The organism is Vibrio sp. Isolate25 (assembly GCF_022398025.1).
Lineage (GTDB): Bacteria > Pseudomonadota > Gammaproteobacteria > Enterobacterales > Vibrionaceae > Vibrio > Vibrio coralliilyticus_A.
The window spans coordinates 56,806-72,054 of record NZ_JAKEUT010000018.1 but is presented as its reverse complement, the minus strand read 5'-3'; the positions used below and the strand labels follow the sequence as shown (position 1 = coordinate 72,054).

Genomic DNA, 15,249 nt, shown 5'->3' with positions numbered 1-15,249 from the left:
AACTAGATAGACGCGCGGTATTCTGTAGGTGTTTTGCCAGTTCGATTTTTAAACACACGACAAAAGTAATTCACATCTTTAAATCCACAGCGGATAGATACCTCATTCAGCTTAAAGTTATACTTCTTCAACATGAATTTAGCGCGATCGATCCTGACCCATGTAATGTAGTCCGCGAGTGTCATGTGCCCCTGCTGGCGGAACAAACGAGAGAGGTGGTTAGAGGAGATACTGAAACGTGATGCAATACTGACACGGGTAATTGGGCGATGAAAGTTCTCTTGAATATAGATACAAATCCCCTGATACAGATCCTGAACACGATTATGGGATTTCTTCTCAACTGGAGTGTCCAGCATACTCTTTGAATACTGCAGTAGTGCCTGTAGTAAAAGCTCATCCATGGGTTTCTTGTTGCTTTCACGAGCTAAAGCACTGAGTGCCTCTAGAATGTTATCAATAGCAAAGCCGGAACGAGTTTGAATACTATGCTTTTGGATATCGAAAAAGCTTGCTTCATTTTTTCTCTTACTGACTAGGCTAAAGCCCATTTGGCGGCGACCAAATAGAATGCTTAACACAGAACAATCGGTATCCCAATCCGGCTTATTCCAGCAATTGGGAGGAATAAATATCGCGTCCCCTTGTTGAGCAATAACTTGAGTCACTTTGAGGTCATGACTCTCCATTTCATTAATATATTCCCCACTAAGAACCAATTCTAAACGGGGGAAATTAACCTGATAGCTAAATTCTGGCGGTGTGTGAAAATCCCCCGCAAACCATATGTTATGAAATGGCTCTCGCTCATTTAATACCGATGAAATTAAGTCATTAAAAATCATTAGCTACACTCTACGCATAGGGTTCTATACACAAAGCTAATTCAAGATAACCCATGTTTGAATTAGTTCTGCCTACAGGTATACACCCTACCGGTCTTTTGTACTAATGAGCCATCTCACACTTTCATTTTAAGGTTACAAAAATCCAGAAAGCACACCAATCTTACAGTAAACACTACGCCACAAACTGCCTAGAATATAATAATGTTAACGATTTTATTATTTGCCTTACAGATATCTCCACCATTGAGAAAGGTTACATATATACAGTTTTCTCCCTTTAGTCTTTTTACCCCGGCCACTCGCTAATAAAAATGGCTTGGACAGATTGCCAAGCCATTTTCTTATATTGCTATCACAGCTTACTGCGCTTGAAGCGCCTGTAACTTATCGCCGGTCATCACAAAATGGAGTGTACCTCCGGCTTTAATTTCATCGTGCTTGAAGGTGAAGTTCTCACCCAGAGGCTGACCATTTATGGTGGCTGACTTGACGTATTTGTTATGAGGGCTGTTATTGTCCGCAATAATCTTAAACTCACCGCCTTCTACCGGAATGGTAACTTCGTCAAACAGTGGGCGGCCAATAGTGTAAGTTGGATCGGCTGGGGTCACTTGATAGAAGCCCATGGCGGACATCAGATACCAAGAACTCATTTGACCTACATCTTCGTTACCAATCAGTCCGGTAGGCTCAGTGGTGTACATCTCGGACATGATTTGGTCGAGATATTCCTGCGTCTTCCAAGGTTCATCGGTAAGCGCATACAGGTATGGGATATGATGCGATGGCTCATTGCCATGCATGTATTGACCAATGTAGCCCGTCAAATCAGGTAATTCTTCGCCAGTATTGGATGAACTGGCATTAAAGAGCTCATCCAAATCTTCACGGAAGGCTATCTCTGGAGTAGTGTCTTTACCTCGTATTGCATCCGCATTATAGATCTCTTCTTTTAAGCGCTTGTAGTCATGCATCGGCTGAAACTTCCACTGCCATGCATTGCCCTCGGTATAGGCAAACTCGTCGACGTAATAAGGGTCAAACGGCAATAACGGGCATTGCGGTTTCATTTCGCCAGAACCGCTAGGGAATTCCACCAAAACACACTCATCCAATCTTTCCTCATCCACTGGCTGATAAAACTCGAGTGGTGGTTTGTTAGGTGATGTGCTGTCAGGATGGTTTTTCGCGCGTAAGAACCCCGTTCTTGGGTCCCAATGGTTCAGCCAGTTTTCCGCCCGAGTTAAGAACTCGTTCTGCAGATCCGTATCACCCGCCATGCGGGCAATTTCTGACATCGCCCAGTCGCCATAAGCAAACTCTAGGGTATAAGAGGCACTGTTCCAGTAACCGTGGTGGACAAAACCATTATCCTCGTACGCTTGTACCTGCACCACACTTGCCGCGCCGATATTGTTATCTTCGGTCCAGTCTGGGAACTCCTCCGGTTCGTGGTAACGAACGGTGAACTCCGCCGCTTCTTTGGCAAGCTGTGGGTCGACATCCAAGCCTTTCGCCATTGCGTCCGCAATAATGGAAACGGCAGGGAAGCCAATCATGGTGCCGGTGTAATGGCTGTGCAACTCCCATTTGGGCAAAATTCCCCCATCTTGATACTTACGAATCAAGTCATTAGCAAATTCTTCGGCTCTCTCAGGATCTATGATGCTCTTTAACGGGTGAGCGGCACGGAAGGTATCCCACATTGAGTAGACGGAATAGTTCGGTGTCTCTCCGGCATCTTTTTGAATACGGGTGCGCATCGCCGGATATTGACCGTCTACATCTTGGAAAATCATAGGGGCAATCGAGGCATGATAAAGCGCGGTGTAGAAGATTTCTTTCTGATCTTCTGAGCCACCCGACACTATCATTCTGCTCAGCTCTTGGTGCCACGCATCATTGGCTTTTTCACGTGCCATATCAAAAGAGACACCTTGTGCTTCGGCTTCTAAGTTCTTTTGAGCGCCTTCGACACCTGTCGGAGACAAGCCGACTTGAATTTCCAGCGGTACCGATGAAGGCGCAAAATCTAAATAGGCGATGGTTTTGGTGGCATCTATATTGTCATTTTCAACATCAATTTCAGTCTCTACGCCATCCACCATCGCCATTGCCTTGACGATAGGCTGATTGAACTTCGCATAGAAATAGACATGCTGGTTGTTCGCCCAACCATTTGAGCTACGCATACCGCGTATGGTGTAAGCGTCAATAAACTCAAGGTCGCCATTCATTGTACGGTTATCAAAATGACCCTTGTTTAGGGTGTGGTCAAGGTCGAACTTGATGCGTGGAATTGTGCCTTGTTTAAACGTGTAGCGATGAAAACCAACACGTTGAGTCGTTGTCAGCTCAGCTTGGATTTTGCCTTCGTTTAGCTCCACAGCGTAATATCCGGCTGCTGCAGTTTCGTTTTTCTTATCGAAAGTGTTGTAAACCGCATTTTCTTTCTCGGTAAAGGGCAAAACGAGGATGTCTCCAAGATCGGTAATTCCGGTGCCTGAGAGGTGAGTGTGAGAGAAACCATAAACAGGAATTTCAGTCAGCTCACCATGATCAAAGTAACCCGCGGCTGATCCCCAGCCCTCCATCTCAGTATCGGGGGAAAGTTGAACCAAGCCATAAGGCACGACCGCGCCAGGAAAGGTGTGGCCATCAGCTCCGGTACCTATCATTGGGTTGACATATTGAGTCAGAGTGGTGTCTAAAACCGTGCCGGAGCCGCTGCTGTCCTCTTCAGGATTACAGCCAGCGAGCCCCAACATCACAGCGATGATTGCAGTAGAGACGAGCGTTCTTTTTAGTTTCATGTTTCTATTCCATAGTGATTAAAGTGTCTACAGAAAGAGAGGGGCTGGCTTGCCCCTCTTTTTGCGATTGTGGAGAGGCTGGATTACTGTGCTTGCATCGCTTCAGATTGATCGGATGTCATCACAAAATGCAATTCACCACCGTCCCTAAGCTCGTTGTGGGCAAAAGTAAAATTTTCCCCAAGAGGCTGACCATTGATGGTGGCTGACTTGACGTAGATATTCTCGTCACTATTGTTTTCCGCCGTAATAGTGAACTGACCGCCATCAACAGGGATCACCGCTTTATCAAATAACGGGCGTCCGATCGTGTAAGTCGCATCACCCGGCGTCACTTGGTAAAAACCCAAAGCGGACATCACATACCAAGCCGACATCTGACCGACATCTTCATTGCCAATCAAGCCATCGTGGGTCGGGTGATAAAACGTGTTCATGGCTTGATCAATGACCTCTTGGGTCTTCCATGGCTGTGCCGTCCAGTTGTAGAGATAAGGCACATGGTGATCGGGCTCATTACCCATCACAAATTGGCCAATGTAGCCCGACATGTCGTGAGATTGGCTGGTATCTGCATTTGGATCCGCATTGAACAAGGCGTTCAAATTGGTCAAAAATGCCGCTTTGCCTTTTGGTGTGACATCTTCAGGTAACGAGAAGTCATCACGTTCCATGAATTCGCCCGCCATGACATTAGCTAAACCATTGAGGTTGTGCGGTGCAAACCAAGTCCACTGCCAGCTATTGCCTTCGGTGAAGTCTTCACCACGGTGCTCGGCGCGATATGGCCAGAACGTGTCGTAAGGCTTGAGATCCGCGCGGTCTTTACACTGGTCGTAATCCATATGATCTGGAATCGCGAGCGCCAGATTGTCATCCAGACATTGTACTTTCAGGTTATTTGCCCACTCCTTCGAGCCATTATTGAGATAAACAGGGCGCATAAATCCGGTCACACCCAAGGCATTGCCATCGGGATCTTGCAACTTACCGTAGTAGGTTGGATTGAAGTCGAAGTAGTTTTTGAACGACTCTGAACGTGCCATATAGCGCTGATATTGGGCATCATCACCCGCCAGCTTGGCAATTTGCGCGATACACCAGTCGTAGTACGCATTTTCTAAACCATAAGAAACAGACTCGCTGACCAGTTCATCGTACTTATCCATTTTTAAACCATCGACATAGCCTGGCTTATCGCCCGCATCAGCGGCCCACTTCGTATTAGCTGGAATAAAGCCATTGTCTTCTTGGTACTCATTGTGGCGGGTCATGATGGTGAAACGTTTGTCACCATTCCATGCGTCTTGGTAAGGAACCCAAGTTTCGGTTTTGTTCAGGTCAAAATTCACCGACTCTTCAGCTGCTTGCAGCGCCAAATCAAACTCTTCGGCTGAAAAAGCGTCAGGGTATTTCACCATGACATCAGCAATCACAGCCATAGCAGGATGACCGACCATCTCCCCTGTATAATCGGAATGCAGTTCCCACTTAGGTAGTACGCCGCCAGTGCGGTATTTATTCAAGAGGTCACGGACATGTTCGATGGCACGCTCTTTATCTACGATGGTTTTCAACGGTTGAGCAGCGCGGAAGGTATCCCACATCGAATAGACAGAATAATTCACCACGCCCTCTTCCGCTTGGTGAACTTTGCCATCCATACCACGGTACTTTCCATCCACATCTTGGTAGACAAATGGCGCGATGAAAGTGCGATACAAAGAAGTATAAAAGAGGGTTTTATCTGCCTGATTGCTCCCCTCTAATTCAAAATCACCCAGCACGTTTTGCCATGCAGTGCGATTTTTGGCGACCACACGCTCAAAATCCCAGCCATTAGTATCTGCGGCTAAGTTTTTCAGTGCGCCGTCCACTCCCGTTCCAGACACAGCGACTTTGACCACTAGCGCCTCGTCACCCTTACCAAAGTTCAAATGCGTCATTACATCATTGGCCATCCGAGCCAAACGCTCCGGATCTGGTTCCGGCTCGCCCGGAACGGACTCATGCTCAGCGTACCCTCGGTAGTCTTCTAACCCCACCTCAGTAGCGTCCGTCTCTGTCAGCTCCGTTTCTGAGACCAACTTTGAATACAAGTTTTCCTCAACGATAGGCTCGGAAAACTCAGCAGCAAAGAAGACAGTTTGCCACTGTCCCCACTCATTAGAAGTACGTGCACCGACCACGGTAGTATCATTGACCCTTTTGTAATAGATATTGCGCGAATGGTTGCCGTACTGTTCTAGCAACTCATGCTGCAGATCAATGCGGATTTTTCGGTCTTCTCCGGGCTCGAAGGTATAGCGCTGGAATGCCACACGATCTGTGGCCGAAAGTTCAGCTTTAACACCCGTCTCCACCAGATCCACGGCGTAGTAACCCACTTCCGCCACTTCAGAGGCTTTATCCATCGTTACTGGGTCAGTGTCGAACCCGGTGTAAGGTAAAAAGGCAAAATCGTTTAAATCCCCTTTACCCGCACCAGAAATATGGGTCATGGAAAAGCCAGACAGCAAATCGTGTACTGGGTCATACTCCACGGGTGACCCTTTACCCTCCCAGCCTGTCGGGTCAAAGTTATCCGGTGAGGGCTGGATCATCCCCTCAGGCATCACGGGGGAAGGGTTTACATTGCCTAAGCCCTCGGTACCAATCAAGGTATCAACGTATGCCAGAGTGGGCGTAGCAGTCACATCAAATGCGGATTCGTCATCGCTGTTACAAGCAGCCAGACTAAACACAGCACTGAGCACTGCGATTGAGAGAAGTGTTTTCTTAAATTGCATGGTTATTGTCCAAGATTGAGTTTGCACACAAAAAAGGGAGCACTTAGCCCCCTTAGAAATGATTACTCGCCAAGATTGGCTTTCATTGCCTGAGACTTGTCACCCGTCATGACGAAATGGAGTTCGCCACCCGCTTTGAATTCGCTGTGCTGGAAGGTGTTGTACTTATCTAAAGGCTTACCGTTAATGGTCACCTCTTTGATGTACATGTTGTCTGGGCCGTTATTTTCCGCTGTCACTGTAAAGGTACCCAAGCCGATATCTACGGTGGCTTTGTCGAAAATAGGTCGGCCTATGCTGTAGGTGGGATCCGTAGGGGAAATTTGGTAAAAACCGAGGGCAGACATTAAGTACCACGCCGACATTTGGCCAACATCCTCATTACCGATAATGCCATCCGGAGTAGGCTTGTAGAACTCATCATAGACCTGATCCAGATACTCCTGCGCCTTGTACGATTCTTCCGTACGGTTGTAGAGATAAATCACATGGTGCGATGGCTCGTTACCATGGATGTACTGGCCAATGTAACCGGTCATATCTTGATGGGCATCACCGCCATTAGGATCAGCATTAAACAGGTTGTTGAGCTTCTCGTTTAAGCCAGTAGTGCCTCCCATGATCTCGGTCAACTTGTCCAAGTCCTGCATAAAGGTCCATTGCCATTGCCATGCATTGCCTTCAGTGTAGTAATAAGCATCTGATAGATAAGGGTCAAAGTCGGCAGAGGCATATTTCAGCTCACATGGGTCAACGCCACCCTTTTTCAGCTCGGTAGGTACAAAGAAACCTGTGCCATCAGCATTACCGGCATCAGCATCCCAATGATTAAGCGAGTAATAGGAACGCGCTTTAAACTCTTCGTAGCCGTCCATGTCGCCTGTAGCTTTGGCCATTTCGGCAATGGTCCAATCGTAGAAGGAGTACTCCAACGAGTATGAGACTGAGTTCCAATTCGGGTATCGCACACACTGTTCATCTTCGTGATAGCTCAATTGACCTGCCATCACTGAACTTAAAATATCATCGTGGATCTGCGGATATTCATCTGGAGCGTAACGTGCAGACTTCACCGAGGCGGAATACGCCGCTTCAGCATCAACTAAGCCTTTGGTCACTGCATCACCCAAGATCGCAGCCGCGGGATAACCAATCATGGTGCCCGTTTCTGAGCCGTGCCCTTCCCATTTAGGCACTAACCCAAATTCCTGATTGGATTTGCGAATTAAATCTTTGGCGTACAAAGTCGCTTGTTTAGGATCGATAATGGTCCACATCGGGTGAACAGCACGGAACGTATCCCATGTGGAGTAGATAGAGTAATTGGGCGTATCACCCTCTTCTAGTTTACGCAGGCCGCCCAGCATATCCACATATTGACCATCGACATCATAGAACTCTATCGGGGCGATCATCATGTGGTACATACCGGTGTAGAAGTTGGTTTTCTCTGCGTCACTGCCTCCTTCTAGCTTGATTTTGGCTAACTTTTCAGCCCATGCATACTCTGCGTCTTCTTTCGTTTGCGCAAAATCAAACTCAGGCACTTCGGCTTCTAAGTTCTTCTGTGCGCCTTGCCAGCTCACTGGTGAGATACCCACTCGAATTTCAATAGCTTCATCACCCGCGCCAAAATTTAGATAGGCGGTTAGGTCGTCACCTTCGTAAACCGAACTCTGAGCCATCGGTTGAGTAGGCAAAGTGTCACTTTCGCCCAACATTGCCCTAGCAATTGGCTGACTAAATTTGGCATAGAAGAAGATATCGTGACCTTGATGATCTTGGCCTTGGAACCAACCAGTGGATTTTTTGCTACCGCGAAGCGTGTAGTCATCCACCACTTCCAGCTTGTTGTTGAGTGATTCACCGTTATTGTTCAAAAGGGTATGGCCTAAATCGAACTTAACGTTTCGCTCAGCACCTTCAGCAAAGACATATCGGTGTAAACCAACCCGTTTGGTTGCGCTCAGCTCAACCTCAATTTGGCCTTGGTTTAGCTTAGTTTTGTAGTAGCCCGCGCTTGCCTCTTCATTGACTTTGTCAAAGGAGTTTAGCTGGGTATCGGCTAAATCAGCATAAGGTAAAACTAGGATATCACCCAAGTCGGTGGCACCTGTGCCAGAGAGATGAGTATGGGAGAAACCGTAAAGTGGCACATCAGTATCGACTATTTCACCGGTTTCGTAATTTGATGAATCCCAATAACCAGAAGCTGAATGCCAAGGGTTCATGCCAGATTCATGGTCCGTTTCAGAGCCAATAAACGTATCGGGGGACAACTGTACCATGCCTGCCGGTACCGTCGCTCCGGGGAAGGTATGTCCCGATGCTGCGGTGCCAATCATGGGATCGACATATTCCAACACTGTCAAATCAACAGGTTTTTTTTCTCTGTTGTCATTGTCACTGTTACAACCGACTAACCCGCCAGAAAGGCCGACTAGAATGGCGAGTGAAAGTAAACTACGTCTATACATGTACTTACCGTATTATCGTTATATTTAGTAGGGAGGAGAGCCCTTTGGGGGAAAGGGCTCTTAATTAGGAGCTTAACGTTATGGATGCTTATGAATTAATCAGCGTTGCTGCCTTGCGCATGGCCTCTTTGGTTGAACATTCCACCACCTTGGCGTTTGCAAAACGGTGAACATCTTTCACTTGGATATCATGAGCCAGAATAACCAGCTTCGCATTGGCAACATCTAGGTCAGTAATACGGTTCTGAATGCCGTTCTGACCTTGGGTTTCAACCTTGATTTTAATGCCAGCCGCGGCGCCTGCTTTTTCCAGTGCTTTTGCCGCCATAAAGGTGTGTGCAACACCTGAAGGACAGCACGTTACCGCCACAATGTCATACTCGCCTTCGCCAGCTACAGGTGCAGATTTTGCCTGAACAGGCTCAGCTTCTTGCGTGTCGTCTTCTGATTCTTCAGCAACAGGCTTCCAGAAACCGACAATCAGAGCAGTGGTCATGGAACCTAATGCGATACCGACAACGTACATTGGAATATTGCTAGATACAGGCGCAGTAATCAGGCCTCCCCATGGGGCATGCAGCAATACGTCGGTTAAGAAGCCAAATACACAGCCAACAACACCACCCACTACAATCGAAGGCAGAACTCGGACAGGGTCATTTGCGGCAAATGGAATGGCACCTTCCGAGATACCGATTGAGCCCATGATTGCTGCCGCTTTACCCGCTTCTTGCTCTTGCTTGGTGAATTTTTTCTTAAATAGGAAGGTAGCAAGTGCCATACCCAGTGGTGGCGTACAAATAGCGATACCAACGCCACCCATTAGCCAAGGCTGAGTATCCACTTGGGTTTGAGCGAACAGTGTTGCTACTTTGTTGATTGGGCCGCCCATATCAAAGGCTGTCATCGCACCCAGAATCGTTCCCAGCACTACTTTTGATGCCCCAGCCATTGAAGCCAAGAACTCATTCATTGACGCCATGAAAACCTTAATAGGTTCACCTATCCCCCACAGCACAATACCCGCCGAGATCAGTGTGCCAAGAAGAGGGTAAATAAAGTACGCACCCAACGCGGTCATGTTGGTAGAAAGCGGTATCTTCTTAAGCTGAAGCACGACACCGCCAGCAAGGAAGCCCGCTACGATGCAGCCAAGAAAGCCACCGCCCATATCAGCCATAATGCCAGAAGCGATCATCGCTGGTGCTAATGCCGGTTTATCAGCAATTGAGTAACCGATAAAGCCACCAAGAATAATAGGAAACAGCACCAAACCTTTAATACCGATATTAGAAATATCAGCTAATAGGCCGTCTGCTGGCACCGCACCTTTACCTGATGCCATTACTGCAAGAGCGAGTAGTACACCACCAGCCACAATAAATGGCAACATATGTGAAGTACCAAATAAAAGATGGCCTTTCATCGTAGTTAATATTTTTTTATAGTCACTACTATTATTTTCTTGAGCTATAATTGCCGTCATAATTTCACGCCTTAAGAATTAATTAAAACATTTAATATTTGTTGTTCGTCTTGTGCGTTATGAATTTCTCCAATAAATTCTTCGCTAAACTTGCCAAATAGTTCTTGGAGGACATAGATATGATGATCTGCACCATTATCAGGAGAAGCGATCATAAAAAAGACTGTTGGTTCAACACCTTCTTCATCAGCGTAATCAATACCTTCACGCTTGACACCAACCGCAATAGCAGGGTTAACCACCGCTTTACTTTTCGAATGGGGATAAGCAATACCATCCATTGACGTCACGCTTAATGATTCACGTGCTTCAATATCAGATAAAAAATTCTCTTTACTATTAATGTTGCCATTTTCAAATAGCATGCTGGAAAGCTCTTCAAAAACTTCTTTTTTATTGTTGGCCTGAAGCTTTCCTTTAATTAAATTGACGTTAGTTAGTTCTGTAATCATTATTTAACTCATTGGTGCTGAAGTAATGAGTTAAATTTAAAGAATGTCGGATATTTCTTAAATAGCAAAAAAAATCCAATAACTATATTTTTGTATCACTTAAACTCTATTGTGAGCAATGTCATAAGGCTCGAAATAGGCATGGGAAAAATGATAGGGCTATCACAAACCTCGACTCTTCGCTAATGACCAGAGGTCGAGTGGAATCATTGTTGGGGGGAACAAAACCAGAAAATGGCCATGTATAGATTGGTAAAGCGTCAGCGCTATAGACCACACAGAGCTTTGTGAGTTAAAGCTTTGCGTGGTTTAAAAATCACTCAGTTTAAAGCTGCTTGGTTTATAGTGACCAAGAAAGAGGTCACTAAGCTAGGGGTTACTCCCCAGCAGTCAGTGGCTGGCTTTGTAGTTTTGTGATTTCTTCTTTAGTACGAAATTTTCCCTGATAAAGGTACTTCCAATCAGGAAGAGAAGCATTAGTCCGATTCAATTCCATAGCTTCAGCGACTGGATAAAGCTTAGTCCTAGACGGGGTATCTAGTAGCTTAGAAGGTTTGAAGCACTCTATGCCAAACATGTCACGATGATTTTCAATTTCAACACACTCAATAAAATAATACTGAGTAAGTTGATCGATAACCGTATCCATCTCTTCATTGGTCTTAAAAAAGAGGTGGCTACCACCACGATTATGGCTACGCACTACGCTTGTCTTTGCTACATCAGTATAGCGACAGGTATCATATTTAAAGTAGAGTATTAATACTTTTCGTTTTCTATTGTATTGAGCAAATAACCAGTCTTCACGATAGCCAGTTCGTACCTCTGCTTTCTCATCCGGTTGACGCTTTAACCCAGTAAAAGAAAGCAAAATTAGCCCACCCGCACCAGCAAGAACCATAGGACCTGCTACTGAAACTGCAAAAATGCACACAATGGCACCAAACCATGCCGCCACTTGAGAGGCACTATTCACCCAACGGGGCATATTACGCCGCTTTTTCACAACCAAGCCTAGTTCAGAGAGCTGGTAATCGTAGCGATAATCAAGACCAAAGAGTAAATAACAATAGCCATAGCCAAACACCAAAAGAACAAGGGAACCAAAACCCATAAAGGCATCTTTGCCACTAGCNAATATATTGTGATATCTATTTGGCTCCTCAATATCGTATTTATACCAACTTATCTGATTGCGACCAGAGGCAATCTCCTGCTCTTGCTGCTTTTGCTTCTCCGCAAACTCTTCTGGAGTTATATAAAAGGGTAAATAAGCCAAGGGTTACTCCTCGGCGGTCAGTGGCTGGTTTTGGAGTTGCTCTATTTCAGCTTTAGTCTTCCACTGACCATCGCACAAGTATTTCCATCTTGGTGGTGGCTCTTTTCTCGCTTTAATACTGTCTAGCTCTGCCTTTGAAAACTCAAGATAACGGGTGGGAATCCCTGCCAACTTCGGTTCAACCTTGGCCGTAAATATTTCTTTATGCTCAACAACCTCGATACATTCTAGTTGGTACTGATTAGATAGCCTCTCTAACATACCTTCCAATTCATTCTGAGATCTAAAAAATAGATAGCTGTCACCTCTACTGTTGGAGCGGAAGACCTTTGTTCTATCCGTATCGCGATAAAAGCACAGATCAAACTTATGAAAAAACTGTATAACTCTACGTTTTTTATTGTAGTAAGCGAATAACCAGTCTTCACTATGCCCAATTCGTACTTCGGCTTCTTCATCCGGCTGGCGTTTGAGCATACCAAAAGAAAGTAAAATCAACCCGCCTGCACCGGCAAGAATCATAGGGTCAACCGTGACAACCATAAAGATACAAACACCCGCCCCCAGCCATGCCATCACCTGCGCAGCACTATTCACCCATCGTGGCATATTGCGCCGTTTCTTTACCACTAACCCTCTCTCTGAAAGCGTATAGTCATAACGATAATCAAGGCCAAACATAAGGTAAGCAAGGCCGGATAAGAAAATCGCCTGTCCGAACATCAATACATTAAAAAAAGTTTCACCACGCTCAAAAAGCACGTAGGCAAGAAGGTAAGCAGGAGAACTAACAGCAATAGATATACAATAATTGAAATAACGAAAAGGCTCTTCAACATCGTATTTATGCCAACTTATCTGATTACGACCAGAGGCAATCTCCTGCTCTTGCTGCTTTTGTTTCTCCGCAAACTCTTCTGGAGTTATATAAAAGGGTAAATAAGCCAAGGGTTAGTGGTCTGTATTTAAAGATTCGAAGTAACGCTGTTCTGGTAATGGCGCATTAGATAAGCGTAGTGATTGAACCTCATCGACAGGAAAAGTTGCCCCCCTAAATGGCGTATTTAAAAAAGCCTCTGGTAAATTTTTTATACCAAAAATATTTTTCGCCTCTTTCACTTCCTCACAAGATATATTCCAATCATTAGACAGAAGTTTTATTACCTGAGCCATCTGTTCCTGTGAGCTAAAAAATAAATAGGACTTACCTATTGAGTGATATCGGGACACTAGCGTTTTTTCCAAATCCTCGAAATCACAATCATCAAATTTGTAAAATAGTTCGATCACTTTTCTTTTAGAGTGAAAACGGGCACATATTCCATCTCCACTATGCCCAATTCGTACTTCGGTTTCTTCATCCGGCTGGCGCTTCAATGCGGTGAAAGAAAGCAAAATTAGCCCACCAGCACCAGCCAGAATCATAGGGCCTGCCACTGATACTGCAAAAATGCACACAATGGCACCAAACCACGCTGCCACTTGAGAGGCACTATTCACCCAACGGGGGATATTACGCCGCTTTTTCACAACCAAGCCTAGTTCAGAGAGCTGGTAATCGTAGCGATAATCAAGACCAAAGAGTAAATAACAATAGCCATAGCCAAACACCAAAAGAACAAGGGAACCAAAACCCATAAAGGCATCTTTGCCACTAGCNATATTACGCCGCTTTTTCACAACCAAGCCTAGTTCAGAGAGCTGGTAATCGTAGCGATAATCAAGACCAAAGAGTAAATAACAATAGCCATAGCCAAACACCAAAAGAACAAGGGAACCAAAACCCATAAAGGCATCTTTGCCACTAGCAAGCCAAAAATAACCCAGCATCACCGACAATAAAGAAATAGGTACGAGGCTCATCAATATATTGTGATATCTATTTGGCTCCTCAATATCGTATTTATACCAACTTATCTGATTGCGACCAGAGGCAATCTCCTGCTCTTGCTGCTTTTGCTTCTCCGCAAACTCTTCTGGAGTTATATAAAAGGGTAAATAAGCCAAGGGTTANAATATATTGTGATATCTATTTGGCTCCTCAATATCGTATTTATACCAACTTATCTGATTGCGACCAGAGGCAATCTCCTGCTCTTGCTGCTTTTGCTTCTCCGCAAACTCTTCTGGAGTTATATAAAAGGGTAAATAAGCCAAGGGTTAGTCCCCGGCAGCCAGTGGCTGGTTTTGGAGTCGCTCTATTTCAGCTTTAGTCCTCCACTGACCATCGCACAAGTATTTCCATCTTGGTGGTGGTTCTTTTCTCGCTTTAATACTGTCTAGCTCTGCCTTTGAAAACTCAAGATAACGGGTGGGAATCCCTGCCAACTTCGGTTCAACCTTGGCCGTAAATATTTCTTTATGATCAACAACCTCGATACATTCTAGTTGGTACTGATTAGATAGCCTCTCTAACATACCTTCCAATTCATTCTGAGATCTAAAAAATAGATAGCTGTCACCTCTACTGTTGGAGCGGAAGACCTTTGTTCTATCCGTATCACGATAAAAGCACAGATCAAACTTATGAAAAAACTGTATAACTTTACGTTTTTTATTGTAGTAAGCAAATAACCAGTCTTCACTATGCCCAATTCGTACTTCGGCTTCTTCATCCGGCTGGCGTTTGAGCATACCAAAAGAGAGTAAAATCAACCCGCCCGCACCGGCAAGAACCATAGGGCCGACTGTGGCAACCATAACGACACAAAAAACCGCTCCAAACCATGCCATCACTTGCGCAGCAGTGTTGACCCATCGTGGCATATTACGCCGTTTTTTTACCACTAACCCTCTATCTGAAAGTGTATAGTCATAACGATAGTCAAGGCCAAACGTTAAGTAACATACACCTGACATCAATATGGATAGACCAATCATCATGACATTTAAAAATATCTCATCACGATCAAATAACACATAAGTAAGAATAAAAAGAGGAACAAGAGGAACCAGTCCGTAACACAAGTACAAATAACGAAAAGACTCTTCAATATCGTATTTATGCCAACTTATCTGATTGCAACCAGAGGCAATCTCCTGCTCTTGCTGCTTTTGCTTCTCAGTAAACTCTTCTGGAGTTATATAAAAGGGTAAATAAGCCAA

At 45.2% G+C, this 15,249-nt stretch carries 9 protein-coding genes; all 9 read right to left on the bottom strand.

What is annotated here, in order from left to right; translation table 11 throughout:
- Positions 1-2 precede the first annotated feature (2 nt).
- The gene (locus L1D15_RS20115; RefSeq protein ID WP_239869783.1) at positions 3-845 is read right to left on the bottom strand and encodes an AraC family transcriptional regulator; all 843 of its coding nucleotides are present in this window, start codon (positions 843-845) and stop codon (positions 3-5) included.
- A 362-nt stretch (positions 846-1,207) separates the two neighbouring features.
- Positions 1,208-3,661 carry a GH92 family glycosyl hydrolase gene (locus tag L1D15_RS20110; RefSeq protein WP_239876826.1) on the bottom strand — a complete coding sequence of 818 codons (2,454 nt, stop codon included), beginning with the start codon at positions 3,659-3,661 and terminating at the stop codon, positions 1,208-1,210.
- An 83-nt stretch (positions 3,662-3,744) separates the two neighbouring features.
- Entirely contained in the window at positions 3,745-6,450 is a 2,706-nt protein-coding gene (locus L1D15_RS20105) for a GH92 family glycosyl hydrolase (protein WP_239876825.1), read from the bottom strand.
- Positions 6,451-6,512: 62 nt separating this feature from the next.
- Positions 6,513-8,927: a GH92 family glycosyl hydrolase gene (locus L1D15_RS20100; RefSeq protein ID WP_239876824.1), complete on the bottom strand. Its 2,415-nt coding sequence runs from the start codon at positions 8,925-8,927 to the stop codon at positions 6,513-6,515.
- Positions 8,928-9,015: 88 nt separating this feature from the next.
- The gene (locus tag L1D15_RS20095) at positions 9,016-10,413 is read right to left on the bottom strand and encodes a fructose-specific PTS transporter subunit EIIC (protein ID WP_239876823.1); all 1,398 of its coding nucleotides are present in this window, start codon (positions 10,411-10,413) and stop codon (positions 9,016-9,018) included.
- A gap of 11 nt (positions 10,414-10,424) precedes the next feature.
- Positions 10,425-10,865 (bottom strand): PTS sugar transporter subunit IIA, encoded by a 441-nt coding sequence (locus tag L1D15_RS20090; RefSeq protein ID WP_239869811.1) that lies wholly within the window; start codon positions 10,863-10,865, stop codon positions 10,425-10,427.
- Positions 10,866-11,241: 376 nt separating this feature from the next.
- Positions 11,242-12,144 carry a hypothetical protein gene (locus tag L1D15_RS20085; RefSeq protein ID WP_239876822.1) on the bottom strand — a complete coding sequence of 301 codons (903 nt, stop codon included), beginning with the start codon at positions 12,142-12,144 and terminating at the stop codon, positions 11,242-11,244.
- Positions 12,145-12,147: 3 nt separating this feature from the next.
- Positions 12,148-13,092, bottom strand: coding sequence for a hypothetical protein (locus L1D15_RS20080; protein WP_239876821.1), 945 nt, complete (start codon positions 13,090-13,092; stop codon positions 12,148-12,150).
- Positions 13,093-14,304: 1,212 nt separating this feature from the next.
- Positions 14,305-15,249 (bottom strand): hypothetical protein, encoded by a 945-nt coding sequence (locus L1D15_RS20075; RefSeq protein ID WP_239876820.1) that lies wholly within the window; start codon positions 15,247-15,249, stop codon positions 14,305-14,307.

Bases quoted from the DNA above. Each gene is read 5' to 3' on its own strand.
- L1D15_RS20115 (WP_239869783.1), bottom strand. From the start codon at position 845: ATGATTTTTAATGACTTAATTTCATCGGTATTAAATGAGCGAGAGCCA.
- L1D15_RS20110 (WP_239876826.1), bottom strand. From the start codon at position 3,661: ATGAAACTAAAAAGAACGCTCGTCTCTACTGCAATCATCGCTGTGATG.
- L1D15_RS20105 (WP_239876825.1), bottom strand. From the start codon at position 6,450: ATGCAATTTAAGAAAACACTTCTCTCAATCGCAGTGCTCAGTGCTGTG.
- L1D15_RS20100 (WP_239876824.1), bottom strand. From the start codon at position 8,927: ATGTATAGACGTAGTTTACTTTCACTCGCCATTCTAGTCGGCCTTTCT.
- L1D15_RS20095 (WP_239876823.1), bottom strand. From the start codon at position 10,413: ATGACGGCAATTATAGCTCAAGAAAATAATAGTAGTGACTATAAAAAA.
- L1D15_RS20090 (WP_239869811.1), bottom strand. From the start codon at position 10,865: ATGATTACAGAACTAACTAACGTCAATTTAATTAAAGGAAAGCTTCAG.